Below are 24563 nucleotides of genomic sequence, written 5' to 3' on the forward strand. Positions count from 1 at the left end.
ATGGGAGAACAGATGGGCATCCTCGACGGGTACCGCGTGCTCGACTGCTCGATCGCGATGGCGGGACCGTTCGCCGCGCAACGGCTGGGCGACCTCGGCGCCGACGTCGTCAAGGTCGAGCCGGTCACCGGCGAGTGGCAACGGCACGCGGCGGCCGGCGGCGCGCAGGGCAACGCGATCAACGTGTCGTTCCTGTCCCTGAACCGGAACAAGCGGTCGCTGGCCGTAGACCTCAAGTCCGCGGCCGGCAAGCAGGTGCTGACCCGGCTGGTCGAGACGGCGGACGTATTCCTGCAGAACTACCGGCCTGGCGTCGCCGAGCGGCTCGGTGTCGACTACGCGACGCTGTCCGCGATCAACCCGCGGCTGGTGTACGTGTCGATGTCCGGGTACGGCGAGGACGGTCCGCACCGGAACCTGCCCGGCCAGGACTTGTTGCTGCAGGCAAGATCCGGCGCGATGCTCTCGACCGGCCGGCACGGCGAACCACCGCAGCCGGCCGGGCAGTACCTCGTCGATGCCGTGACCGCGTCGACGGCGTTCGAGGCGGTGCTTGCGGCGTTGCTGCACCGCGAGCGGACCGGCGAGGGGCAGCTGGTGAAGGTGAACATGCTGGACGCGATCACCACGTTGCAGATGCAGGAGCTGTCGGTGTTCACCGCCGGCGGCGTACCGCAGCAGCGGGGTTCGGAGCCGCATGCGCACGTCTATATCCGGGCGCCGTACGGGACGTTCAAGACGGCGGACGGGTTCCTCGCGCTGGCGATGCCGGACCTGCCGACGCTCGGGCGGGTGATCGGTGAGGACAGCTTCCTGGAGATGGACTCCGAGGTGCACGGCTGGACGCATCGGGACGAGCTGTTCCGGTTGACGGCCGAGCGGTTGTTGCTGCGTACGACGGACGAGTGGCTGACGGCGCTGACCGAGGCCGGGATCTGGTGCGGCCCGGTGTACGACTACCAGCAGCTCGTCGACGACCCGCAGATCCGGCACAACGGGACCTTCGTCGAGTACGACCATCCCACTGAGGGGCGGGTGAAGACGCCGGGTTTCCCGTACGCCTTCGAGAAGACCCCGGCGACCGTCGAACGCGGTGCGCCGCTGGTGGGAGAGCACAGCCGCGAGGTGCTGACGGAGGCAGGTTTCACCCCCGACCAGATCACGGATCTGCTGCACGAGGGAGTAGTCGCAGAAACCCAGGTGGTGCGGTGATGGGAGTTTATCGGGGGCTGACGTGGGATCATCCGCGGGGTCGGGACGCGTTGGTGGCGGCTTCGGCTGAGCGGGGGATCGACCTGGTGTGGGACGTGCATCCGTTGAGTGGGTTCGAGTCGACGCCGATCGGGGAGCTGGCCGAGACGTACGACGTGATCGTGCTCGACCACCCGCATCTCGGGGACGCGATGGAGCACCTGCAACCGGTGGACGAGCTGCTCGACGGCGAATTCGCCGGGCCGAGCGTCGCGTCGTACCAGCTGGCCGGGCACCTGTGGGCGCTCCCGCTGGACGCCGCGACGCAGGTCGCCGCCACCCGCACCGACCTCGCGGGCCGACCACCACAGCTCTGGCGTGAGGTGGTGGAACTCTCGCATCGAGCGCCGGTCGCGCTGTCCGTCGCCGGTCCACATGCGCTGCTCACGTTCCTGTCGATCTCGGTCGCGCTGGGGGAGGAGCCAACCTTCGCGCCCACCGAGACCGCCCGCCGCGCACTCGACCTGATGACCGACCTGACCACCCGCGCCCCACGCCACACCCGGACGCTCGACCCGATCGCACTGCTCGACACCATGGCGTCCGACGACAGCATCGCGCACTGCCCCCTCGTCTACGGCTACGTGAACTACGCGTCCGCCGGCGTGACCTTCACCGACGCCCCCACCGAACGCCCGGGCTCCCGCCCCGGCTCGACGATCGGGGGCACCGGCCTCGCGATCACCCGTCGCTGCCGGCCGACGCCCGAGCTCCTCGACCACCTCCGCTGGTTGCTATCGGCAACAGCGCAGGAGACGTTCGTGCCGGCGCACTCCGGCCAGCCGGCTCGCCTCAGCGCCTGGACGTCGGACGCCGTCAACGCAGCGGCAGCGGACTTCTACCGCGGCACGCTCCGCACCATCACCGCGGCCTGGGTCCGCCCCCGCCGCCCCGGCTACATCGAGTTCCAGACCGCCGCGAGCGAGGTGGTCCGCGAGATCGTCGACGGCGCCGTCACGACCACCGCGGGACTCGACCAGATCGAGATCCTGTGGAAAGGCATCAGCGCATGACTGACGAAGTACTGTTCGAGCAGCACGGCCACGTCGCCGTCATCACCCTCAACCGGCCGGCGAAACTGAACGCGGTCACCGCCGAGATGTCCGACGCGCTCGTCGACCTGACCCGGCACTGCAACGACTCCGACGACGTCCGCGCCGTCGTGCTGACCGGCGCCGGGCGAGCGTTCAGCGCTGGGTCCGACATCGCCGAGCTCGACAAGTACGAGACCCCGTGGGCGTTCCGGAACCGGGCCGACTACTGCGACGCACTGAAGGTACTGCGCAAACCGGTCGTTGCCGCAGTCAACGGCTACGCGCTGGGCGGCGGCCTGGAGACGGCCATGATCTGCGACATCCGGCTGGCCGCGAGTACGGCGGCGTTCGCGGCCGCGGAGGTGAAACTCGGCTGGATCGGCGGCGGCGGAATGTCCGCGTTGCTGACGCACAGCATCGGCCCGGGAAACGCGGCGCTGATGCTGATGACCGGCGACCCGATCGACGCGCAGCGCGCGCTGGCCTGGGGACTGGTGAGCGAGGTGCTGGAACCGGACGCCCTGCTGCCGCGTGCGCTCGAACTCGCCACCACGATCGCCTCCCGCGCTCCGATCGCCGTCGAGACCGCGAAGGCGAACGTAGCGGCCGCCCTGAACATGCCGCTGGAACAGGCCGTCGCCTACGAACGCGACGTACAGACCATCTGCTTCGCAACCCGCGACGCCGCCGAGGGCCGAGCCGCCTTCGCCGAGAAGCGCGAGCCGAAGTTCACCCGGTCCTAGACGGCGAGGTTGCGCCGGATCCAGTTCTCGATGCCGGCGACGTGGGCGAGCGACAGTGCGGCGGCGACGCTGGGCTGCCGTTCGCCGATGGCCAGTGCGATCGCCCGGTGCTCGCGTTGAGTCTGCTCGAATGCGTCCTCCTGGGTGACCGCCCGCCAGGCCCGCGCCTGGTGGGTGCGGCCGGCGACGCTGTCGATGAACGAGCACAGCACCGGGTTGCTCGCCGCCGCCGCGATCCGGTGATGGAACTCGAGGTCGTTCGCGACCAGGTCGGCGATCGGGCTGTCCGGGCCGACCGTGCCGATCAGCGCCAGCAGGTCGGCCGCGTCGTCGTCGGCCATCAGCCGGGCCGCCTTCTCGGCCGCCATCGGCTCGAGTGCCCGGCGTACCTCGAACAGGTCGAGCGTGCTGGAGTCCTGGTGGAAGTCGATGATGAAGCTCATCGTCTCCAGCAGCAGATCGGGCGTCAGGCTGGTGACGTACGTGCCGTCGCCCCGCCGTACGTCGAGGATCCGCAGCATCGACAGCACGCTGACCGCCTCGCGCAGCGGGCTCCGCGAGATGCCGAGCTGCTCCGCGAGGTCGGCCTCGCGGGGCAGCTTGTCACCCGGCTGCAGCCGGCCGTCGAGGATCATCGCCTTGATCTTCTCGATCGCGACGTCGGTCAGCGCCATGTACTGCCTTTCAGTCTTCTTTGGGACGTAGCCGCAGCGTAGCCATTCCGCCGTCGACGGCCAGCGCCGTACCAGCCGTCGAGCCCGACGAAGGTCCGGCCAGGTAGACGATCGCGAGCGCGACCTCGTCGGCTTCGACCAGCCGGCCGTGCGGCTGGCGGGCGTCGAGCGCGGCGCGTTCGGCGACCGGGTCCGGCGCGGCGTCGAGCAGGCGCTGCACCCAGGGCGTCGCCGCCGTACCGGGGTTGACGCAGTTGACCCGGATGCCTTCGCGGAGGTGGTCCGCGGCCATCGCCATGGTCAGCGACTGCACCGCGCCCTTCGTGGTCGAGTACAGCGCGCGCTGTGGGATGCCGGTGGTCGCGGCGACCGAGGCGACGTTGACGATTGCGGCGGCCGGAGACTTCCGCAGGTACGGCAGGGCCGCGCGGGTGACGCGGACCGCGCCCATCACGTTGACGTCGAACACCTTGTGCCACTGGTCGTCCGGGTTGTCCTCGACCGTGCCCTGCGCGCCGATTCCGGCGTTGTTGACCAGTACGTCGATCCGCCCGAACGCCTCGACGACCTGCTGCACCGCCGTCCGCACGCTCTCGTCGTCAGTGACGTCGGCCCGGATCCCGAGCACGCCCTCGGGCGCACCGGACGGGTCGAGGTCGAACGCCGCGACCCGCGCGCCGCGGGCGGTCAGCTCGCGGGCGGTCGCCGCGCCGATGCCCGAACCACCACCGGTGACGATCGCGACCAGGCCGTGAAACTCCTGGGCGTACTCCGCGCTCATCGGCCGGCCTCCCACGCGACGTACTCCTGGCGCTGGCGGCCGAGGCCGTCGATCTCGACCTCGACGACGTCGCCCGGCTTCAGGTACGGGAACCGGCCGGACAGCGCGACACCTTCCGGCGTACCGGTCATGATCAGGTCGCCCGGGTCGAGCACCATGTACTGGCTGAGGTGGTGGATCACCGTCGCCACGTCGAAGACCTGGTCGGCGGTGCTGGAGTCCTGCCGCGGCTCGCCGTTGACGAAGCTGCGCAGCGTCAGCTTCTGGTGCTCGACCTCGTCCGGCGTGACCAGCCACGGGCCGACCGGGCTGAAACCGGCCGCGATCTTGCCCTTGCTCCACTGGCCGCCGGACTGCTCGATCTGGAACGCCCGCTCGGACAGGTCGTTGGCCACCACGAACCCGGCGACGTGGTCCAGGCTGTCGGCGGGGGAGTCGAGGTACGACGCGGGCTTGCCGATCACGACGCCGAGCTCGACCTCCCAGTCGGTCTTGGTGCTGCCGCGCGGGATCGTCACCGCGTCGTTCGGGCCGGCCAGCGTGTTCGGGGCCTTGAAGAAGATGACCGGCGTGGACGGCGGCTCGGCGCCGGACTCGGCGGCGTGCGCGGCGTAGTTCATGCCGATGCAGACGATCGCGCCCGGCCGGGTGATCGGGGCGCCGATCCGCAGCGCGTCCGCGTTCTCGACCGGCGGCAGCTCGCCGGCGGCCAGCGCGGCCGCGACCCGGGCCGGACCGTCGGTCTCCCAGAACCGGGCGTCGAGGTCCGCGGTGACGCCGGTGAGGTCCCGGACCCCGTCGTCGGTGACCACGACCGGCTTCTCGGCGCCGACCGGACCCAAGCGGGCGAACTTCATCGCGACTCCTTAGATCTTATCTTTTGCCGGACTTCTCCGGCTTTGTGAGCGATCTTAGCTACCTTGACACGCTAAAGATATGATGTCTAGCGTGCTGCCGTGATCGACCTTCCACGCTTCGGGCTCGGCTGCGCACCGCTCGGCAACCTCTTCGAGGAGTTCTCCGAGGCGCAGGCCGACGCCCTCCTGACCGCCGCCTGGGACGCCGGCGTCCGGTACTTCGACACCGCGCCGCACTACGGCCTCGGCCTGTCCGAGCAGCGCCTCGGCCGGTTCCTCGCCACAAAGCCCCGCGACGAGTACGTCGTCTCCACGAAGGTCGGCCGGCTGCTCCGCGACAACCCGTCCTGGGACGGTACGGCGCTGGACGCGACCGGCTTCGTCGTACCGGCCCGGCTCCGGCGCGAGCTGGACTACTCCGCCGCCGGCGTCCGCGCCTGCGTCGAGGACTCGCTCACCCGGCTCGGCCTGGACCGGATCGACATCCTGTACGTCCACGACCCGGATCTGTCGGGGGGTCCCGGCGCGACGGAGTCGGCGTTGACCGCGTTGGCGGACCTCCGCGCCGAGGGAGTGGTCGCCGCGATCGGTACCGGGACGCTGGGGATCGACGCGCTCGTCACCACCGCCCGCTCCGGGCTGGCCGACGTACTGATGGTGGCCAACCGGTACACGCTGCTCGATCAGAGCGTCGCGCCGGAGCTGTTGGCCGCGTGCGACGAGTACGGCGTACGGATCGTCGCGGCGGCCGTCTTCAACAGCGGCCTCCTCGCGACGACTCCGACCCGGGAGGCCAGGTACAACTACTCGTCAGTCCCGGACGATGTCTTCGACCGAGCCGTCCAGCTCGACACGCTGTGTGCGAAGCACGGCGTCGAACTCCCGGCGGCGGCGCTCCGTTACCCGCTGGAAGACCCGCGCGTTGCCGCGGTCGTGGCCGGCGCCAACACGCCCGCTCAGCTCCACCAGAACCTGACCCACCTGACCGCCGAGATCCCGCCGGAGCTCTGGCAGGACCTGGCTGATCACGGCCTGATCTTCAGCCGCGAGGACCCGCGGCGCGGTTGAGGCGGTTCGCGATCGCCAGCCCGAGACCAGTCTCTTCCGGCAGCGACGCGAGGATCAGGTCGCAGCCCTGGCGGTCGAGGTCGCGGAGGTAGGTGAACAGGCCGCGGGCGTAGTCGTCGAGCGAATCGGGCAGTCGGACGACGGCGTGAGCCTTGACCGGGGTCCCGGACAGCGCCGGCGGGAGGAGGATGCCGACCCGGTGTCCTTCGTCGGTGGCCCGTTGGGCTTCGGCGGCGAGGTCTTCCGGGGCGACGAGGACGACGCGGGCGCTTGGCGCGTAGTGCGAGGGATGCTGGCCGGGTACGCGGACCGTGCTGGTCTCCGGTACGGCGAGGGCGTGCCCGAGGGCGTCTTCGAGGTCCTCACGGGTCACGCCGCCGGGACGCAGTACGGTCGGCGTCGCGCCGGTCACGTCGACGATCGTCGACTCGACGCCGACGCCGCACGGGCCGCCGTCCAGGACGTACTCGATGTCGTCGCCGAGCTCGGCCCGGACGTGCTCCGCGGTCGTCGGGCTGACCGAGCCGAACCGGTTGGCCGACGGCGCGGCGACGGCGCCGCCGAACGCGGTCAGCAGCTCCAGCGCCACCGTGTGGTCAGGCACCCGGATGGCGACCGTCTCGAGGCGGCCGGTGGTCTCCAGCGGCACCCGCCGGCCGCGCCGCAGGACAAGCGTCAGCGGGCCGGGCCAGAACCGCTCCGCCAGCAGCCGCGCGGTGTCCGGTACGTCCTCGGCCCAGTCGTCCAGCTGGGCGGCGCCCGCGATGTGGACGATCAGCGGATGCGAGGGCGGCCGGCCCTTCGTACTGAAGATCCGGCCGACGGCCTGCGGGTTCTCGGCGTCGGCGGCCAGGCCGTACACGGTCTCGGTCGGGATCGCCACCAGGCCCCCGGCCCGCAACACGTCGACGGCTTTCTCGATCTCACTGGCTGTTACCGACACACCTGTCATCGTCTCACGGCATGCCGCCTGAAAGGGTGGGGGTATGACTGATCGCCCGGTGCTCGTGCCGCCCGCCGGTGTGCGCGGCGAGAATCTCCAGGTCTGCTACGCCGCCGCCCTGCACAACCTGCTCGACGTCAACACGATCCCCGACGGGACCGCGGCGTACGTGCGGGCCGGCGGCGGGTACTCCGATCCGTGGACGCGGGACGCCGCGATCAACGCGTGGCACGCGGCCAGCCTGCTCGCGCCGGACGTGGCCCGGCACACGCTGCTGAAGGTCTGCTCGGACGGGCTGATTGCCCAGGACAACCAGTGGTGGGACCAGATCATCTGGGTGATCGGCGCCCGTCATCATCAGCTGGTGACGGGCGACGCGGCGTTCGGCGCGGAGGCGTTCCGGATCGCGTCCGCGTCGTTCGAGATCCTGCGCCGGGAGCGCTTCGATCCGGCGACCGGGTTGTACCGCGGTCCGTCGCTGATGCAGGACGGGATCGCCGGCTTCCCGGAACCGCCGTACCAGCCGGGCAATTCGTCGTCGTTCGTGCTGGATCACCCCGGTGCGGCCGAACTTCGTTGCCTGTCGACCAATGCCGTGTATGCCGGGGCGCTCAGTTGTCTCGAGCAACTAGCCGGTGAGGACGGTGCGTCGTACGCCGGCCAGCGCGCTGAGTTGGTTGCTGCGATCAACGAGCATCTCTGGTCGGACTCGGCCGGGCAGTACGGGTACTTCCTCGGGCCGGACGGGCTCGATCCGCATCAGGAGACTGCCGGGCTCGCGTTGGCCGTCGAGTTCGGCATCGCCGCCCCGGAGCGCGCGGCCGGGATCGTCGCGGACATCCACCACGAGCCGTACGGCGTGGTGAACGTGTGGCCGCACTTCCCGCGGTTCGACGCCGACCACCCCGGCCGGCACAACGCGATCTGCTGGCCGATGGTGATGGGGCTGTGGGGGTCCGCGGCGGCCAAGGCCCGGCAGGCGGCGGAGTTCGGCCGGACGGTCGACGATCTGGTCAGGCTGTTCCGGTCGAGCGGTGACGAGCTGTTCGAGCTCTACAACGCGACGACCGGCGCGGTGGACGGCGGCTGGCAGGTGGGTCGGCAGTGGGAGTCGTTGCCGCATCAGACCTGGTCGGCGACGGCGCTGCTGCGGCTGGTCCACGAGGGGCTGTTCGGGCTGGAGTTCGATGCCGACGGCATCAGGTTCCGGCCTACGGTGCCGGCGTCGTACGCCGGTACCTGGGTGTTGCGGTCGCTCCGGTATCGGCAGGCGACGCTGGACATCACGGTGCGCGGGGAGGGCACGGAGGTCCGATCGTTCCAGATCGACGGTGAACTCCAGGACACGCCGTACGTGCCGGCCACCCTGAGCGGCCGGCACGAGATCGACGTCGTCGTCAGCTGACCACCGTGATCTCCGGCGGCCCGGTGATCTCGGTCGAGCCGCCCGCGACCGCGCGGACCTCCAGCGGGCCGTACGGCGTCGGCACCGAGCCCTTGGCCCATTCGAGCCCGCCGAGCTGGGGCGCGATCGTGACCGTCCTCATCCCGGGCGCGGTCGGCCGGACGCCGAGGAGTGTCGCGACATAGTGGTACAGGGGATGCGCGCCCCAGGCGTGGCAGTCGCTGCGGGTTGGCTCGGGGTGCTCGATGACGGTCTTGAGGCCTTGGTCCAGGAGGCCGTACCAGAGGTCGAGACGGTCGAGCAGTACGTCGGTCCGGCCGATGCGGTGGAGCGCTTCGAACAGGTAGTGGTCGAAGTACACCGTTGTCCGGGCCAACGATTGGTCGAGCATCGTCCGGACGGCTGATTCGCCGTACTTCGCGCCGGCGAGGAGGGCGAGTGATTGCGCGTGCTCGCTGTACGAGGTGTGGGCGAGGTCGTCGGCGTACAGGCCGCGATCCTCGTCGTAGAAGGCGTCGGCGGCGTCGAGCAGTCTGTCCGCCAGCTGGAGATAGTCCGCGGCGGGCTCGCCCAGCCAGGTCTGCAGGTCGGCGGCCTGTCGAGCGACCAGCGCCAACTGCAGATGCAGCACCGAGGACACGCCACTTCCAGGCCCCGGCCAGTCGGCGTGGACCTCGCCGTCCTGGACGATCCCCGGCGGACAGCCCGCCTCCCAGCCCGGCACCCAGTCGGTGAAGTTCCACCCGTGCAGCGCGTGGAAGATCCCACGCTCGTCGACGTTCCGACGATGCACATCCAGCGCCGCGCGAACACCTGGCATCAACTCCGCAACGAAGCCCAGATCCCCACGCCACAACGCGAAATCGTGCACCATCGCCACCCACCACAACGTGAACGGCGGAATCGGCGACGACCGCCGCGCCGGCGTCCGCGACAACACCAACCCGTCACCCCGCTGACTACGTGCAAACGCCCGCAACGCCTGCCGCGCGAGCCGGTCGTCTGCGGTCGTCGCGTAGGCAATCAGACACTGCAGCCGGGTGTCACCGGCGTACTGAAGTTGCTCGTAGTACGGACAATCCATCGTCGTCTCGTGACTACAGGCCTGCAACGTCCGAAACGCCAACGCGCCGACTTCGGCCAGCCGTGGATCACTCGCGGTGAAGCGGCTGCGGTCCTCATACGGGTAATGCGTCTCCTCGAACCGCAACCCCTCGATCGTCAGCGGCTCGTCCGCGGTGGTGACCAGGACCTCGACGTATCGCCCGGCCTGCCACCACAGCGTCCGATGCCGCTCCCGCCCGCCGCCGGCGATGAACAGATCCCCGATCCCGTCCTCTTCCAGCCCCGGCCGCCCGAAAAGCTTGCCTTCAACAACATCCCGATGGCCCTTACCGCGTTGAGGATCGGTCTCGTACAGCGACTCCTGCCAATGCACCCGGACCTCGGCCCCACGCCCACCGAGGAGATCGAGTACGGGATAGGTACACACATACTGCTCAAGATCAATCACCACCCGCCGACAAACCCCCGCCGGCACCACCAGCGCCACGCCACCAAGCAACCCCTGCCATCCCTCCGCTTCCCCCTCCAGATGGTCCTTCGCCTCCACCACCCGCCCCCGCGTACCCACTCCCACCAAATGCTCCGCAACATGCCGCACCCGAGCCCGCACCACCCACCCCCGCAAAGGCCCCACCAACCCGGCCGGTACCAACCGCCGACCCACCTGAGCCCCACCATCCGCGCCGTTCAAGCCACCCGCTGTGGTGGCGTCACCCGCCACACCCGCGGTGCTCGCACTGATCGCGTCAGCCGTACCGCTCGTGGCTTCGGCTGTGGTCGTGGCTCTGGCTCCGATTGTGGGGGCTGTCCAGGTGAGGGTGTCGGTGCCGGTCTGCCAGCCCCACGGATAGGTACGGCCGTCGCTGACGTGGCGGGATCCGCAGCCGTAGCCGTCGCCTTTGGGGCGGAGGCCGTGGCCGGGGAGTACGGCGGCCTGCCAGTCCGCCGTACCTGTGTCGAGGTCGAGGCCGGAAGATGCGAGCAGGAACGTCGGCCCGTCGCCGAGGCTCAGCTGTGCGAGAGGTGCGTCCTCGCCGAGGCTCCAGACGCGGGCGGCCAGCCAGTGTTCGCCCGCTGGCAGTCGCAGGCGGTAGGTCTCGAAGGGCCAGTAGTCGATCTCGCCGCGCGACGGGCCGCGCCCTACGAGTTCGCCGTCCAGCCATAGCTCGTAGCGCTCGTCGGCGGACACGTGGACGACGGTCTCGGTCGGCTCCCCGCAGCCGACACGCAGCCGGAAGCCAACCACGCCCCCGTCGTCCGCCGCCCGAATCCACCGCGCCGCCCACTCGTCCGGCCCGCCCTCGCCCTCCAACCGCTCGGCGCCAGCGGGGTGCGTCTTTGGCTGTAGTTGCTCGGTGTTGGCGGGGTGGTTTTGGTGGGGTGATTGGTTGGTTTGGGTGGGGTTTTCGGGGTGGGGGTTGGCGGAGGTGGGGTTCTTGGGGGTGGGCACTGGTTAATGGTGTCAGTCTGCGGGGGTGGTGTCGCGGGAGTAACCTGATACGGGCTTGGGAGGTGCGATGCGGCTGGATGGGAAGGTCGCGTTGGTCACCGGCGGGTCGGCGGGGATCGGCGCGGCGGTGGTGGGCCGGCTTGCTGTGGCGGGCGCTCGGGTGGTGGTGCATGGGCGGGATGCGGAGCGCACCGCGGCGGTGGCGGGGCGGGTTGGTGGGGCCGTTGTGCGGGGGGATCTGGCGGTAGCCGGCGGGGCTGCGGAGGTCGCGGAGGCCGCGGTGAGAGTGCATGGGCGGGTGGACGTGCTGGTGGCCAACGCGGGGGCCGGGTGGGCGGGGGCGTTTGTGGAGATGCCTGCGGGGGACCTGGATCGCCTCGTCCGGCTTGATCTGCTGGCTCCGCTGCAGTTGGTTCGTTGCCTGTTGCCCCCGATGGTGGAGCGGGGGAGCGGACACATCGCGTTGGTCGGGTCGATTGCCGGGCGTACGGCGGTCGCGGGGGAGGCTGTGTACGCCGCCGCGAAGGCCGGGATCGACGTGTTCGCGGAGAGCCTCCGGCTGGAGCTTCGTGGTACAGATGTTGGTGTGAGCCTCACCGTCCCGGGCGTCGTGGACACCGGGTTCTTCGCCGCCCGCGGCCGGCCGTACGAGCGCCAAAGCCCGCGGCCGGTGCCTGCCACCCGGGTCGCGCAGGCGTTGGTTGATGGCATCACCAACGACCGGGCCGAGGTCTGGGTGCCGGGCTGGCTGCGGGTCGCGCCGGCGGTTCGGGCGCTCACGCCGGCCTTGTATCGCAGGCTTTCCGCCCGGTTCGGCGAACAGGTGGAGGCACGATGAGCGGCGTGGTGGTGCCTTCCGCGGATGCCTTCTTCCTGCATGTCGAGGGGTCGGGCGCGGCGCAGCATGTGGGCGGTGTGGTGGTGCTGGAGCCGACCCAGCGGCGACCGTCCATCGACGAGGTACGAGCGTTGGTGGCGGCCGAGTTCGCGCGGCTGCCGAGGATGCACCAACGGCTGGGACCGCAGTCGACGTGGCGGCGGATGCGGTGGGTGGACGCGGGCTCTGTCGACCTGGACTGGCATGTGGTGGAGTACCGGTCACCGGACGGCTGGAACGGCCTCTTGCGGTACGTCGGGGACCTGGCGGAGCAGCCGATGCCGCGGGATCGGCCGCTCTGGCGGATCGCGATGGTGCGGGACATCGGCCCGGGCGGAGCGGATGCGCTGGTGGTCTTGCTGCACCATTCGATTGCCGACGGCATCGGTGCGGTGATGCACACGTTCAGCTTGTTCGAGCCGCGTCCGACGCTGCCGGTCCCGGCGGGCCCGATGCCGGGGCGGTTGACGCGGGCGGCGGCTGTTGCGGTGGGCCTGGCCGAGCTGGCGACCGACGGGTTCGGCCGGCGGCTGCCGCCCGGTTCGCTCGACAGGACGTTCGGTGTCGCCGAGGTCGAGCTGGACGTCGTACGCCGCTTCGCCGTAGCCCGCGGTGTTCGCGTCACCGACGTACTGATCGCGCTCCTCGCCGACGGCCTGTACGCCGTGTCGTCGGGCCTCCCGTCGACGCTCCGGTTCTCGGTGTCGACGGTCGTCCGTACGGCGAACCGGTCCGAGGTGGAGGGCAACGCGATCGGCGCCACGATGGTCGAGGTACCGGTGGACGGCCGCCCGTTCGACCAGCTCCTCCTGGAGGTGTCCGCGAGAAACGAGCGCCTCCGCCGTTCCACCCGCGCCTTGGCGGCCCGGTTCGTGATGGCGACCGGCCTCCGGGTGGTCCCGGAGCCGATCGTCGGCTGGTTCGCGCGGACCGTCTACGGCCCGCGGTTCCTCAACGCGGTCGTGTCGAACATGCCCGGCCCGTCCGTCCCGATGACGTTCGCCGGCGTTCCGCACCACCGCGTGTACCCGATCCTCCCGGTCGCCCCCGGTACGCCGATGTCGGTCGGCGCGCTGAGCTGGGGCGGCGTCCTCGGGATCGGGATCGCCACCGACCCGGGCATGGTCGACGCGGCCGCGCTCGCCGATCACGTGAACCGGGCGCTACGGGCCGGGCCATTCGAGGGCGAGGAAGAGGCGAGCGCGTGAGTCGGGGTCGTCCAGGCGGTCGCCGTACAGGGTCCTGAGCCGGGCCATCCGGTAGCGCACGGTCTGCGGGTGGATGCTCAGCTCGTGGGCGATGGCCTGCCGGTCGCCGAAGTGCCGCAGCCAGCTGGCGAGCGTCTCGGCGAGCCGTTCCCGGGCGGCGTCGGTCTCGCCTTCGAGCGGCGCGAGCATCTCGGCGCGGAGCGCGGCGACCAGCGCCTCGTCGCGCCACACGATCAACGCGTCCAGGTGCTCGTCGGCGAACACCGGGTCGTCGGACAGTACGCCGGTACTCCGCAGCCGGACCGCGATCCGCGCGATCTCGAGGCTGCGCGGCAACTGCGCCAGCGTGACGGCGTTGCCGACCACCGCGCCCATCCCGGCGAGTTCGCGGCTGAGCTGCAGGCGACGGCCCGGACCGGACGGTTCCGGAACGATGGCGCCGACGACCAGACCGTTGCGCCGGATCGGCAGCGCTCCGGGCTCGAGCCGCCCGACCAGTGTGGTCGCGGCGTGGTGGTCGCCGCTGTAGATCACCACCGCGGCGGTGTCCGGGATCCGCCAGGCCGCCTGCGCGGCGGCGATCCGGATCGCCTCGCTGGTCGCGCTGCCGGCCAGCAGCAGGTTCGCGAGCTCTTCGCGCCGGCGCTCGCGGGCGACCGCGTCGTCGATTTGCTCCTGCAGGTAGCCGTTCGCGGCCGAGAACGAGAGCTGGTTGACGAACACGAACACCGAGTCCGCCAGCGCCGCGAGGTGGTCCGGCGCGAAGTCCAGCCGGAGCGCGGTCGCCGCGACGTGCCGCCACGCGACCCGGGCGCCGAGCTGGAACGCGGTCAGCAGCCGGGTCAGGTCGTTGCCCTCCCGGAGCTGGGTCCTGCCGATCTCCTCGAACACCGCGCGGACGGCGGCGTCGGCGCGGTCGAACGGGGTCTGCTCCGGGTCCCGGAGGTTCGCCAGCGACATGTCGAGCAGCCGGTGCACGAACAGCTCGGCAGGCCCCAGTACGGCGTCCCGCTCGGTGTCCAGGAACGCCGCGTAGTCCGGCCAGTGCTCGACCAGCCGGTCGCGGACCTCGTCGAGCAGGTCCGGGAGATCGTCCAGCAGTGCCTTCTCCAGGCCGGCGCGGTCGAAGGTGGCGATGGTCATGTGCCCTCCCCAGGCAACTGTAACGCCGTGACAATTTCCGGCCGCCGGAATGTTCTCCGGCGGCGCAGAGTTGGCAGGAAACCGCTTCCGATGATGGAGATGTGCATCCAGAGGGACTGCAGAGCGAATTCGGCAGGAGGGAACAGGGAGAGAACTTCCCTGTTGTGCTGAAAGTTCTTCCCGGCAGGCCGCGGGCGGGACTCCATGCCGTCTATGCCTATGCCCGGACGGTCGACGAACTGGGCGACACCTACCCGGGTGACCGGACGACGGCTTTGCACGACTTCGCGGCCGACCTGGACCGGATCTGGTCGGACGGGCAGCCGGCACATCCCGTCCTGCGCAGGCTGCTCCCGGTCGTGCGTGCCCATGACCTCCGGGCGGACCCGTTCCACCGCCTGATCGAGGCGAATCTGCAGGACCAGACGGTCACCCGGTACCCGACGTTCGACGACCTGCTCGGCTATTGCCGGCTGTCCGCGGATCCGGTCGGCCGGATGGTGCTGGGTGTCTTCCATGTCAACGATCCCGAGACGGAGCGGCTGTCGGATCTGGTGTGTACGGCGCTCCAGCTGGTCGAGCACTGGCAGGACGTCGGCGAGGACCTCCGGGCCGGACGCATCTACCTGCCACAGGAGGACCTGACGACGTACGGCGTCCCCGAGAGCGATCTCCACCGGACCGAGGGGTCCCCGGAACTGCGACGGCTGATCCTTTTCGAGACCGAACGAGCCGCGGAACTCCTCGACGAAGGAGCCGCGATCGTCCGGCGGTTGCACGGCTGGGCGCGGGTGTCCGTGGCCGGGTTCGTGGCCGGCGGGCAGGCAACCGTCCGGGCGTTGCGGCGTACCGGCGGCGACGTGCTGGCGTACGACGCGCGGCCGTCGAAGGCGGACACGATCCGGCTGATGGTCAAGGTGGTGGCGCGATGACGATCGCTGAGGCGTACGACGCGTGCCTGGACATCACGAAATCGCAGGCGCGCAACTTCTACTACGGCATCCGCCTGCTGCCGCCGCCGAAACGCGACGCGCTGTCGGCGCTGTACGCGTTGGCCCGGCGGATCGACGACATCGGCGACGGCGACCTCCCACTCGCGGACAAGCGGACCGCGCTCGCCGAAGTACGCAAGGACCTCGGCCGGCTCGACGACCTGACCGACCCGGTGTACGTCGCGGTCGCCGACGCGGCCCGCCGGTACCCGGTCCCGCTCGGCGCCTTCGAGGAACTCGTCGCGGGCGTCGAGACCGACCTCGGCGACGTACGGATCGCCGACTTCGACGAGCTGGTCGTGTACTGCCGCCGCGTGGCCGGGTCGGTCGGGCGGCTCTGCCTGTCGGTCTTCGGCGCCGCGGGCGACTTCGACACGCTCTCGCAGTACGCCGACCAGCTCGGCATCGCGTTGCAGCAGACCAACATCCTGCGCGACATCCGGGAGGACTTCGGCAACGGGCGGATCTACCTGCCGGCCGACGAACTGGAGCGGTTCGGCGCGCGGATCGCGCTCGACGAGCACGGCGTCCTCGAGGACCCGCAGGGCCGGCTGGCCGGCTACATCCGGTACGCCGCCGGGCGCGCGCAGGACTGGTACTCGCTCGGCTGGCGGCTGCTGCCGTACCTCGATCGGCGCAGCGGCGCGTCGTGCCGGGCGATGTCGGGGATCTACCATCACCTGCTCCGCCGGATCGGCGCGAACCCGGTGCTCGTGTACGACCGGCGGCTGTCGTTGTCGACGGCGGAGAAGGCCCAGGTGGCGCTCGTCTCGCTGGCCGGGGTGCGGTCATGAGGCGGGTGGCGGTGGTCGGCGGCGGCCTGGCCGGGATCACCGCGGCGCTGGCATTGGCCGACGCGGGATGCGCGGTCGTGCTGCTCGAAGGGCGGCCGAAGCTGGGCGGGCTGACGCATTCGTTCGAGCGCGGCGGCCGGTGGATCGACAACGGGCAGCACGTGTTCCTCCGGTGCTGTACGTCGTACCTGCGGCTGCTCGACCGGCTGGGGGTGCGGGACCAGGTACACCTGCAGCGGCGGCTCGACGTACCGGTGCGGAGCGGGCGGCACCCCGGCGTCGGGCGGATCCGGCGGAACGGGATGCCGGCGCCGCTGCACCTCGGGCCGGCGTTGCTGTCGTACCGCTGGCTGACGTTCGCCGAGCGGATCGCAGCCGTGCGGGCGGCACTGGCGATGGGGCGGGTGGATCGGACCGCCGCGGCGACCGACGCGCAGTCGTTCGGAGTCTGGCTGGCCGCGCACGGGCAGGACGCGCGGGCCGTCGAGGCGTTGTGGGAGCTGATCGGCATCGCGACCCTCAACGCCCGCGCCGACGACGCGTCGCTGGCGGTCGCGGCGACGGTGTTCCAGCTCGGGCTGCTCCAGCGCAGCGACGCCGCCGACATCGGATGGTCGGCCGTACCGCTGCAGCAGTTGCACGGCGACGCTGCCGCGCGGGCGTTGACGGCCGCGGGTGCGGCGGTGCGGTTGCGGGCGCGGGTCCGGGCGCTGGACGCGACGGACGGCGCCTGGGCGATCGAGGGGGAGACGTACGACGACGTCGTACTCGCGGTGCCGCCGGACGACGCGGCGACGCTGCTTCCGGACGATGCGGTGGAGCTGCCCGCGGGGTGGGCGGAGGGCCTCGGCAGTTCGCCGATCGTCAATGCGCATGTGGTGTTCGACCGGGTGGTGCTGGACGAACCGTTCGTGGCCGGGGTGGACAGCCCGCTGCAGTGGGTGTTCGACCGCGGCAAGGAACCGGACGGCCAGTATCTCGCGGTCTCGTTGTCCGCGGCCGACGCACTGGTCGACGTGCCCGTCGCGGACCTCCGCGAAGTATTGGTCCCCGCTCTCCGGCAGCTGCTTCCCGCGGCTGCCGACGCGCGTGTGAAGGAGTTCTTCGTGACCCGAGAACGCACTGCCACCTTCCGGCCGGCGCCGGGAACCGCCCGGTTCCGCCCCGGCCCCAGCACCCGTCGCACCGGCCTGTACCTGGCCGGCGCCTGGACCGCGACCGGCTGGCCCGCCACCATGGAGGGCGCGGTCCGCAGCGGCGAGGCGGCCGCCGCCTCGGTCCTGGACCACGCCGCCGTACCGGTTCCGGACGCGGCCTCATGACCGCCGTCGACCCGATGCCCTCGGCAACCAAGGTCCCGGAGCTGCTGGCCCGTGGCAAGGACCTCGTCGAGCCGTCGTTGCGTACGGCAATCAATCGGCTGGACGACCACACCCGGCTGATCGCGTCGTACCACTTCGGCTGGTGCGACACCGACGGCCGGCCGATGACCGCGAGCTCCGGCAAGGCGATCCGCCCGGGCCTGACGCTGCTGGTCGCCGAAGCGGTCTGCGGTACGCCGGAACCTGCGGTACCGGGCGGCGTCGCCGTCGAACTCGTGCACAACTTCTCGCTGATCCACGACGACCTGATGGACCGCGACACGCGCCGCCGGCACCGGCGGACCGTGTGGTCGGTGTGGGGCGACGCGACCGCGATCCTGGTCGGCGACGCGCTCGCCTGCCTCGCCGACGAGGTGCTGGACGAGTGCGATTCGCCGTACGCCGCCCGCGCCGGTCACGCGCTGGCGGTCGCGACCCGGGCGCTGATCCGCGGGCAGGTGCTGGACCTGGCGTTCGAGCAGCGCGACGACGTCGGTATGGAGGAGTGTGTCGACATGGCGCTCGGCAAGACCGGGTCGTTGCTCGGGGCATCGGCCGAGCTCGGGGCGATCCTGGCCGGCGCCGACACGGCGGTCTGCGAGGCGTTCCGGAACTACGGGCGCGAGCTCGGCCTGGCGTTCCAGCTCGTCGACGACCTGCTCGGGATCTGGGGCGAGCCGGAGAAGACGGGCAAGCCGGTGTTCTCGGATCTGCGGGCGCACAAGAAGACGCTGCCGGTCGTGTGGTCGCTCGAGTACGGCGGGACGTACGGGCAGGAGCTGGCCGATTGGCTCGCGAAACCCGGCGTACCGTCCGAGGACGACGTACAGCGGGCGGCTTTCCTCGTGGAGCGTGCCGGTGGGCGGGAATGGGCGCTGGCCGAGGCGGGGGAGCGGGTCCGGCGGGCCGGTCGCGCCTTGTACATGGCCGGGGTGGACTCGGCCGGGCGTGCGCAGTTCGACGAGTTGTCGCGGTTCGTCGCGGAGCGGCAGCTGTGACGGCCTCGCGGGTGGACGCGCCGGTCGACGTCCGGGTCCGGGAGTGCCTGGACGCGGCGGTGGCGTACCTGCGGTCGCTGCAGCACGAGGACGGGTGGTGGAAGGGGGACCTGGCAACCAACGTGACGATGGACGCCGAGGACCTGATGCTGCGGCACTTCCTCGGCGTCGCGACCGAGCGGACCGATACGGAGACGGCGCGGTGGATCCGGTCGCAGCAGCGCGACGACGGGACCTGGGCGACGTTCCCGGGCGGACCTGGTGATCTGTCGACGACAGTGGAGTCGTGGGTGGCGTTGCGGATGGCCGGCGACGATCCGGAGGCGGCTCATCTGGTGAAAGCGGCCTCGTTCATCCGGTCGCGCGGAGGCGTCGAGAAAGCGCGGGTGTTCACGCACATCTGGCTTGCGTTGTTCGGGTTGTGGTCGTGGGACGACTGCCCGGACCTGCCGCCGGAGCTGATCTTCCTGCCGAGCTGGGCGCCGTTGAACGTCTACAACTGGGCGTGCTGGGCGCGGCAGACGATCGTGCCGCTGACCATCGTGAGTGCGCACCGGCCGGTGCATCCGGTCGAGTTGACGGTTGACGAGTTGCGGGCCGGTACGCCGCCCGTCGTGCACGCGCCGGTGTGGCGGTTGGAGGGAGCCTTCCAGCGGCTGGACGTCGTACTGAATACGTATACACGCTGCGGACCGCGCGGACCGCTGAGCTGGCTCCGGCGGCTGGCGATGCGGCGTGCGACCGAGTGGATCGTGGCGCGGCAGGAAGCGGACGGCGGGTGGGGCGGGATCCAGCCGCCGTGGGTGTACTCGCTGATCGCGCTGCGGTTGATGGGGTACGCCAACGATCATCCGGTGATGGCGGCCGGGTTGCGCGGGCTGGACGGGTTCACGGTGCACGCGGAGACCGCCGACGGGCCGGTGCGGTGGCTCGAGGCGTGCCAGTCGCCGGTGTGGGACACCGGGCTGGCGGTCGGCGCGCTGCTCGACGCCGGCGTACCGGCCGACGACGAAACGGTGCTGAAGGCAACGGATTGGTTGCTCGCGGAGCAGATCGACGCGCCGGGGGACTGGCAGGTCCGGCGGCCCGGGCTGGTCGGCGGGGGCTGGGCGTTCGAGTTCGCGAACGACGGTTATCCGGACACCGACGACACCGCGGAAATCGTGCTCGCGCTGCGACGGGTGGTCCATCCGGAGCCCGGGCGGTTGCGGGCGGCGGTGGACGACGCGGTGGCCTGGACGACCGGGATGCAGTCCGCCGACGGGGGCTGGGGCGCGTTCGACGCGGACAACACCGACACGACCGCGCTGAAGTTGCCGTTCTGCGACTTCGGCGCGGTGATCGATCCGCCGTCGGCCGATGTCACCGCGCATGTGGTCGAGATGCTGGCCGCGGAAGGGAAGAGCGAGACCGACGAGTGCCGGCGCGGTGTCCGGTGGTTGCTCGCCGCGCAGGAGGACGACGGGTCGTGGTTCGGTCGTTGGGGGACGAACCACGTGTACGGCACGGGGGCCGTCGTCCCTGCGCTGATCGCGGTCGGCGTACGGCCGGAGGATCCCGTCGTACGGCGGGCCACGCGGTGGCTGGAGGAACACCAGAACGCCGACGGCGGGTGGGGCGAGGACCTGCGCTCGTACGTCGATCCGTCGTGGATCGGGCGTGGTGACTCGACGCCGTCGCAGACCGCGTGGGCGTTGCTCGCGCTGCTTGCCGTCGATCGAGGGACGGACGCTGTGCGGCGAGGGCTTGCGTACCTGGTCGACACGCAGCGCGCCGACGGTGGGTGGGACGAGCATCGCTACACCGGGACGGGGTTCCCCGGAGACTTCTCCATCGGTTATCACCTGTACCGCGTGATCTTCCCGATCTGGGCGCTCGGCCGGAGCCTCCGATGACGGGCGTGGTGTGTACCCCGCTGTACGCCGAGTGGCTCGCGCTCCGCTCCACCCGCCCTACCCACACGGGTCGATCCCGCGGTACGCCCCACGACGGTCCCGTCCTCGTCGCCGGAGTCGCCGGCGCCCTGGTCGACGGGATCGCCCCGGGTGATGTCGTCGTGGCAACCGAGCTCCAGAACCCACACGTCGAGTGTGCCGCGGCTCCGCTCGTCGTGGGGGAGTTGCGGCGGCGAGGGTTCACGGTTCACGCGGGACCGATCGTGACGGTTGATCGGGTGGTGGACTCGGCCGGGGAGCGGGCCGCGTTGGCGGCGCGCGGGGCCTTGGCCGTGGACACCGAGTCGGCGTTGCTGGCGAGTCCTGACGGACAGACCGTCGTCCTGCGGGTGATCGTGGATACGCCGAGCCAACCGTTGTGGCGGGTGGGGATGCCCCGGCGCGGAGTGCAGGCGTTGCGGGAGTTGCGGCGTACGGCGGACGTCGTCAACGCGTGGAGCGCCGCCGTCGGCGAGCGGGAAGTGCTGCTCGCGGCGCCGCGGTCGTTCTGTGCGGGAGTGGAGCGCGCGATCGAGACGGTCGAGCGCGCCCTCGAACGCTTCGGCGCGCCGGTGTACGTCCGCCGCCAGATCGTCCACAACCGCCACGTCGTCGCCGGCCTCGAACGCCGCGGTGCGATCTTCGTCGAGGAGGTCGACGAGGTGCCGGACGGCAGCCTGCTCGTCCTCGCCGCGCACGGCGTCGCACCCGCCGTCCGCGCCCAGGCCGCCGAACGCCACCTCCGCGTCATCGATGCCACCTGCCCGCTCGTCGCCAAGGTCCACCAGGAGGTCCGCCGGCACGCCGGGAACGGCAACACCGTCGTACTCATCGGGCACGCCGACCACGAGGAGATCGTCGGCACCACCGGCGAGGCCCCGGACCGCGTCCTCGTCGTCTCCACCCCCGCCGAGGCCGAGGCGATCGACGTACCCGACCCGGCCCGGGTCGCCTACGCGATGCAGACCACGCTCGCCGTCGAGGAGGCCGCCGAGACCGCCGCGGTCCTGCGCCGCCGGTTCCCCGCGCTGCACGGTCCCCGGACGGACGACATCTGCTACGCAACCAGCAACCGCCAGGCCGGCGTCCGCGCGATCGCCCGGCGGTCGGACCTGGTCGTCGTCCTCGGATCCCAGAACTCGTCCAACTCGCACCGGCTCGTCGAGGTCGCCGAGGCCGCGGGGACTCCCGCCGTACTCGTCGACGACGCCGGCGAGCTGCCCCTCGACCGCCTGGCCGGTGCCAGAACGATCGGAATCACCGCCGGTGCCTCCGCCCCGCCGGCGCTCGTCGACGACCTCGTCCGCTGCCTGTCCGGCCTCGGCCCGATCACGGTGACCGAGACCGGCGGGCAGGCCGAGGACGTCCGGTTCGTGCTACCGAAAGAGGTGACCCACCCGTGAGCATGCCGTTGCGGCAGTCCGTCCGCCTGGGCGGATATCTGATGAAGCAGAAGCTCCGGCACCGGGAGAAGTTCCCGATCCTGCTCGAGCTCGAGCCGCTGTACGCCTGCAACCTGAAGTGCGCGGGCTGCGGCAAGATCCAGCAGACCCACGACTGGCTGAAGAAGCGGATGTCCGTGGAACAGGCGGTCGCGGCGGTCGAGGAGTGCGGCGCGCCGATGGTGTCGATCGCGGGCGGCGAACCGCTGATGCACAAGGAGATCGACGAGATCGTCCGGCAGCTGCTGGCGCGGAAGAAGATCGTGTTCCTGTGCACGAACGCCGTACTGCTGCCGAAACATCTGCACAAGTTCACGCCGCACAAGAACTTCGCGTGGATGGTGCACATCGACGGGCTGCGCGAGCGGCACGACCAGTCGGTGTGCAAGGACGGCGTGTTCGACGAGGCCGTGGCCGCGATCAAGCAGGCGCAGGCGGCCGGCTTCCGGGTGATGACCAACACGACGTTCTTCGACACCGACAGCCCGCAGGACGTGATCGACGTACTCGATTACCTGAACGACGACCTGCAGGTGGACAACATGCAGATCTCGCCGGGATTCGCGTACGAGAAGGCGCCGGACCAGGAGCACTGGCTCGGGCCGGAGGAGACCCGGCAGCTGTTCCGGAAGGCGTTCGGCGACGGTCGGCGGAAGAAGTGGCGGCTGAACCACTCGCCGCTGTTCCTGGACTTCCTGGAGGGCAAGGTCGACTTCGACTGCACGGCGTGGGCGATCCCGCTGTACTCGCTGAAGGGCTGGCAACGCCCTTGCTATCTCATGGACGACGGCTACGTCGCGACGTACCAGCAGCTGCTCGACGAGACCGACTGGTCGAGCTACGGCCGCGGACGGGACCCACGGTGCGCGAACTGCATGGCCCACTGCGGCTACGAACCGACCGCGGTGGTCGCGACACTGGGCTCGCTCCGGGAGTCGCTCCGCGCGGCCGTCAGCTAGGGCGTGGTCGGTAACTGGGGGCGCCGGTCACGTCACGCCTTGTAGAGCGAGTAGCCTTGACCGTTGGACTGGCGGACGGCTGGGGTACAGGGGACGGATGTTGATCGGGGAGCGGTACCGGCTGGGCGCTTCGCTGGGGCGCGGCGGCATGGGCGAGGTGTTCCGGGCGACCGACGAGTTGCTCGGGCGTGAGGTCGCGGTGAAGCTGATGCTGCGGACCGACGACGACACGTCGGCCGCGGAGCGGTTCCAGCGCGAGGCTCGCGCCGCGGCGCGGCTGAGTGACGCGCACATCGTGGCCGTCTACGACTTCGGGCAGTACGACGACAACTTCTATCTGGTGATGGAACTCGTCGAAGGCCGCTCGGTGGCAGGCGAGATCGCCGAGGACGGCCCGGTGCCGTGGGACCGCGCGATCGCAATCGTCGAACAGGCCGCGGCCGGCCTGGCCGCGGCGCACGCGGAGAACGTCGTGCACCGCGACATCAAGCCGAGCAACCTGATGATCTCCGCGGACGGCATCGTGAAGGTCGCCGACTTCGGCATCGCCGCGCTGCCCGGCGCGGAGACCAACGAGCTGACGATGACCGGGCAGATCATCGGCAGCCCGCACTACCTCTCGCCCGAGCGCGCCCGCGGCGGGAAGGGCGGTCCGGAGTCGGACGTGTACGCGCTGGGCTGCGTGCTGTACCAGCTGCTCATCGGCCGGCCGCCGTTCACCGGCGATCACCCGACCGCGGTCCTCTACCAGCACGTCGACGCCGAGCCGGTACCGCCGAGTCAGATCCGCCCGGAGCTGGCCGGTCCGTACGAGGGCCTGCTGCTGCGGATGCTCGCCAAGGACCCGGCGGACCGCCCGACCGCCGCCGAACTCACCTCGATCCGCACGGCCGCCGACCGCTATCCCACCGTCGCCCAACCGACCCGGTCGACACCGCGGCTAGGCGTACCGGCCGTAGCCGCCTCCGCGACCACACCGACCTCGCCGGCCGCTGCGTCGACCTCGCCGACTGGCTCGACCTCTCCGGCCGCGTCTGCTCGCGAGCCCCGCAAACCCCTGCTGATCGCCGCCATCGCCGTACTGGCAATCTGCGGGGCCGTCGCCGCAGGCATCATCCTGCACAACACAGGCGGCAAGAACCCACCCACCGTCGACGTCGGCCCCCAGCCAAGCACCAGCACCGGCACGCCGACCATCACGCCGACCACCGACCCAACCCGGACGGACGGCGCAACCAACGCAACCCGCCGCACGACAAACACCCCGTCGTCCACCCCGTCAACACCCACCACCACCCCGTCGTCAACCCCGTCGACGCCGACCACCACCCCGACGACGACCCCTTCGTCAACCCCGACGAAGTCGACGCCGACCCCCACCCCCACGCCGACGCGGACCAGCACCTCCACCACCCCGTCCTCCACCCCAACCTCAACCCCACCCCCCTCGTCGACCCCACCCCCGTCCTCAACCCCACCCCCGTCGAACACCCCCACCCCGTAAGACCCTCACGCATGTAGCTGCCACGCGTCCGCCCCGTCCAACGGGCACGGCGTACGCCGCGCAACCCGCCCGATGTACGC

At 70.9% G+C, this 24563-nt stretch carries 21 protein-coding genes; 15 read left to right on the plus strand and 6 right to left on the minus strand.

Annotation, left to right across the window (positions count from 1 at the left end; all coding sequences use genetic code 11):
* The 3 genes from ACXJJ3_RS38260 to ACXJJ3_RS38270 are packed head-to-tail and all read left to right on the plus strand — an operon-like array spanning position 1 to position 3028.
* On the plus strand, positions 1–1212 hold the full coding sequence (locus tag ACXJJ3_RS38260) for a CaiB/BaiF CoA transferase family protein (RefSeq protein WP_458166844.1): 1212 nt from the start codon (positions 1–3) through the stop codon (positions 1210–1212).
* Positions 1212–2264: a hypothetical protein gene (locus ACXJJ3_RS38265; protein ID WP_458166845.1), complete on the plus strand. Its 1053-nt coding sequence runs from the start codon at positions 1212–1214 to the stop codon at positions 2262–2264. The genes ACXJJ3_RS38260 and ACXJJ3_RS38265 overlap by 1 nt, the downstream gene beginning before the upstream one ends.
* On the plus strand, positions 2261–3028 hold the full coding sequence (locus ACXJJ3_RS38270; RefSeq protein WP_458166846.1) for an enoyl-CoA hydratase/isomerase family protein: 768 nt from the start codon (positions 2261–2263) through the stop codon (positions 3026–3028). Before ACXJJ3_RS38265 ends, ACXJJ3_RS38270 begins: the two co-directional genes overlap by 4 nt.
* On the opposite strand, the gene ACXJJ3_RS38275 is transcribed toward ACXJJ3_RS38270, so the two are convergent.
* From ACXJJ3_RS38275 to ACXJJ3_RS38285, 3 genes are read right to left on the minus strand one after another with little or no spacing between them, the layout of a single operon-like run.
* The gene (locus tag ACXJJ3_RS38275; protein WP_458166847.1) at positions 3025–3702 is read right to left on the minus strand and encodes a FadR/GntR family transcriptional regulator; all 678 of its coding nucleotides are present in this window, start codon (positions 3700–3702) and stop codon (positions 3025–3027) included. The two genes, ACXJJ3_RS38270 and ACXJJ3_RS38275, sit on opposite strands and share 4 nt — an antisense overlap.
* A gap of 10 nt (positions 3703–3712) precedes the next feature.
* The gene (locus tag ACXJJ3_RS38280; RefSeq protein WP_458166848.1) at positions 3713–4483 is read right to left on the minus strand and encodes an SDR family NAD(P)-dependent oxidoreductase; all 771 of its coding nucleotides are present in this window, start codon (positions 4481–4483) and stop codon (positions 3713–3715) included.
* Entirely contained in the window at positions 4480–5340 is an 861-nt protein-coding gene (locus ACXJJ3_RS38285; RefSeq protein ID WP_458166849.1) for a fumarylacetoacetate hydrolase family protein, read from the minus strand. Before ACXJJ3_RS38285 ends, ACXJJ3_RS38280 begins: the two co-directional genes overlap by 4 nt.
* Positions 5341–5439: 99 nt before the next feature.
* Between ACXJJ3_RS38285 and ACXJJ3_RS38290 the strand changes: the two genes are divergently transcribed.
* The gene (locus tag ACXJJ3_RS38290) at positions 5440–6408 is read left to right on the plus strand and encodes an aldo/keto reductase (RefSeq protein WP_458166850.1); all 969 of its coding nucleotides are present in this window, start codon (positions 5440–5442) and stop codon (positions 6406–6408) included.
* On the opposite strand, the gene ACXJJ3_RS38295 is transcribed toward ACXJJ3_RS38290, so the two are convergent.
* Positions 6380–7351, minus strand: coding sequence for an L-threonylcarbamoyladenylate synthase (locus tag ACXJJ3_RS38295; RefSeq protein ID WP_458166851.1), 972 nt, complete (start codon positions 7349–7351; stop codon positions 6380–6382). The genes ACXJJ3_RS38290 and ACXJJ3_RS38295 overlap by 29 nt on opposite strands.
* 43 nt (positions 7352–7394) lie before the next feature.
* Here ACXJJ3_RS38295 and ACXJJ3_RS38300 point away from each other — a divergent pair, with 43 nt between their 5' ends.
* Positions 7395–8756 (plus strand): MGH1-like glycoside hydrolase domain-containing protein, encoded by a 1362-nt coding sequence (locus ACXJJ3_RS38300; protein ID WP_458166852.1) that lies wholly within the window; start codon positions 7395–7397, stop codon positions 8754–8756.
* Here ACXJJ3_RS38300 and ACXJJ3_RS38305 read toward each other — a convergent pair.
* Complete coding sequence (locus ACXJJ3_RS38305; RefSeq protein WP_458166853.1) at positions 8749–11067, minus strand: alpha-L-rhamnosidase-related protein; 2319 nt, start codon at positions 11065–11067, stop codon at positions 8749–8751. The two genes, ACXJJ3_RS38300 and ACXJJ3_RS38305, sit on opposite strands and share 8 nt — an antisense overlap.
* 271 nt (positions 11068–11338) lie before the next feature.
* Here ACXJJ3_RS38305 and ACXJJ3_RS38310 point away from each other — a divergent pair, with 271 nt between their 5' ends.
* Positions 11339–12109 carry an SDR family NAD(P)-dependent oxidoreductase gene (locus tag ACXJJ3_RS38310; protein ID WP_458166855.1) on the plus strand — a complete coding sequence of 257 codons (771 nt, stop codon included), beginning with the start codon at positions 11339–11341 and terminating at the stop codon, positions 12107–12109.
* Entirely contained in the window at positions 12106–13356 is a 1251-nt protein-coding gene (locus ACXJJ3_RS38315) for a WS/DGAT domain-containing protein (protein ID WP_458166857.1), read from the plus strand. Before ACXJJ3_RS38310 ends, ACXJJ3_RS38315 begins: the two co-directional genes overlap by 4 nt.
* Here the strand turns inward: ACXJJ3_RS38315 and ACXJJ3_RS38320 are convergent.
* Positions 13312–14499: a PucR family transcriptional regulator gene (locus ACXJJ3_RS38320; RefSeq protein WP_458166858.1), complete on the minus strand. Its 1188-nt coding sequence runs from the start codon at positions 14497–14499 to the stop codon at positions 13312–13314. The two genes, ACXJJ3_RS38315 and ACXJJ3_RS38320, sit on opposite strands and share 45 nt — an antisense overlap.
* 101 nt (positions 14500–14600) lie before the next feature.
* Here ACXJJ3_RS38320 and hpnC point away from each other — a divergent pair, with 101 nt between their 5' ends.
* From hpnC to ACXJJ3_RS38360, 8 genes are all read left to right on the plus strand, one after another.
* On the plus strand, positions 14601–15431 hold the full coding sequence (gene hpnC / locus ACXJJ3_RS38325; RefSeq protein ID WP_458166859.1) for a squalene synthase HpnC: 831 nt from the start codon (positions 14601–14603) through the stop codon (positions 15429–15431).
* Positions 15428–16285, plus strand: a complete 858-nt coding sequence (gene hpnD / locus ACXJJ3_RS38330; protein WP_458166860.1) for a presqualene diphosphate synthase HpnD — start codon at positions 15428–15430, stop codon at positions 16283–16285. The genes hpnC and hpnD overlap by 4 nt, the downstream gene beginning before the upstream one ends.
* Complete coding sequence (hpnE, locus tag ACXJJ3_RS38335) at positions 16282–17607, plus strand: hydroxysqualene dehydroxylase HpnE (protein WP_458166861.1); 1326 nt, start codon at positions 16282–16284, stop codon at positions 17605–17607. The genes hpnD and hpnE overlap by 4 nt, the downstream gene beginning before the upstream one ends.
* A complete protein-coding gene (locus tag ACXJJ3_RS38340) occupies positions 17604–18644 on the plus strand; it encodes a polyprenyl synthetase family protein (RefSeq protein WP_458166862.1) in 1041 nt (346 codons plus the stop codon). Before hpnE ends, ACXJJ3_RS38340 begins: the two co-directional genes overlap by 4 nt.
* The gene (shc, locus tag ACXJJ3_RS38345; protein ID WP_458166863.1) at positions 18641–20539 is read left to right on the plus strand and encodes a squalene--hopene cyclase; all 1899 of its coding nucleotides are present in this window, start codon (positions 18641–18643) and stop codon (positions 20537–20539) included. Before ACXJJ3_RS38340 ends, shc begins: the two co-directional genes overlap by 4 nt.
* Positions 20536–21981, plus strand: coding sequence for a 4-hydroxy-3-methylbut-2-enyl diphosphate reductase (gene ispH, locus ACXJJ3_RS38350; protein ID WP_458166864.1), 1446 nt, complete (start codon positions 20536–20538; stop codon positions 21979–21981). Before shc ends, ispH begins: the two co-directional genes overlap by 4 nt.
* A 2-nt stretch (positions 21982–21983) precedes the next feature.
* Positions 21984–22979: an adenosyl-hopene transferase HpnH gene (gene hpnH, locus ACXJJ3_RS38355; RefSeq protein ID WP_458171993.1), complete on the plus strand. Its 996-nt coding sequence runs from the start codon at positions 21984–21986 to the stop codon at positions 22977–22979.
* A gap of 97 nt (positions 22980–23076) precedes the next feature.
* Positions 23077–24483: a protein kinase domain-containing protein gene (locus tag ACXJJ3_RS38360; protein ID WP_458166865.1), complete on the plus strand. Its 1407-nt coding sequence runs from the start codon at positions 23077–23079 to the stop codon at positions 24481–24483.
* Positions 24484–24563: the final 80 nt, after the last annotated feature.

The organism is Kribbella sp. WER1 (assembly GCF_054189145.1).

Bases quoted from the DNA above. Each gene is read 5' to 3' on its own strand.
- ACXJJ3_RS38260 (WP_458166844.1), top strand. From the start codon at position 1: ATGGGAGAACAGATGGGCATCCTCGACGGGTACCGCGTGCTCGACTGC.
- ACXJJ3_RS38265 (WP_458166845.1), top strand. From the start codon at position 1,212: ATGGGAGTTTATCGGGGGCTGACGTGGGATCATCCGCGGGGTCGGGAC.
- ACXJJ3_RS38270 (WP_458166846.1), top strand. From the start codon at position 2,261: ATGACTGACGAAGTACTGTTCGAGCAGCACGGCCACGTCGCCGTCATC.
- ACXJJ3_RS38275 (WP_458166847.1), bottom strand. From the start codon at position 3,702: ATGGCGCTGACCGACGTCGCGATCGAGAAGATCAAGGCGATGATCCTC.
- ACXJJ3_RS38280 (WP_458166848.1), bottom strand. From the start codon at position 4,483: ATGAGCGCGGAGTACGCCCAGGAGTTTCACGGCCTGGTCGCGATCGTC.
- ACXJJ3_RS38285 (WP_458166849.1), bottom strand. From the start codon at position 5,340: ATGAAGTTCGCCCGCTTGGGTCCGGTCGGCGCCGAGAAGCCGGTCGTG.
- ACXJJ3_RS38300 (WP_458166852.1), top strand. From the start codon at position 7,395: ATGACTGATCGCCCGGTGCTCGTGCCGCCCGCCGGTGTGCGCGGCGAG.
- ACXJJ3_RS38310 (WP_458166855.1), top strand. From the start codon at position 11,339: ATGCGGCTGGATGGGAAGGTCGCGTTGGTCACCGGCGGGTCGGCGGGG.
- ACXJJ3_RS38315 (WP_458166857.1), top strand. From the start codon at position 12,106: ATGAGCGGCGTGGTGGTGCCTTCCGCGGATGCCTTCTTCCTGCATGTC.
- ACXJJ3_RS38320 (WP_458166858.1), bottom strand. From the start codon at position 14,499: ATGACCATCGCCACCTTCGACCGCGCCGGCCTGGAGAAGGCACTGCTG.
- hpnD (WP_458166860.1), top strand. From the start codon at position 15,428: ATGACGATCGCTGAGGCGTACGACGCGTGCCTGGACATCACGAAATCG.
- hpnE (WP_458166861.1), top strand. From the start codon at position 16,282: ATGAGGCGGGTGGCGGTGGTCGGCGGCGGCCTGGCCGGGATCACCGCG.
- ACXJJ3_RS38340 (WP_458166862.1), top strand. From the start codon at position 17,604: ATGACCGCCGTCGACCCGATGCCCTCGGCAACCAAGGTCCCGGAGCTG.
- ispH (WP_458166864.1), top strand. From the start codon at position 20,536: ATGACGGGCGTGGTGTGTACCCCGCTGTACGCCGAGTGGCTCGCGCTC.
- hpnH (WP_458171993.1), top strand. From the start codon at position 21,984: ATGCCGTTGCGGCAGTCCGTCCGCCTGGGCGGATATCTGATGAAGCAG.
- ACXJJ3_RS38360 (WP_458166865.1), top strand. From the start codon at position 23,077: ATGTTGATCGGGGAGCGGTACCGGCTGGGCGCTTCGCTGGGGCGCGGC.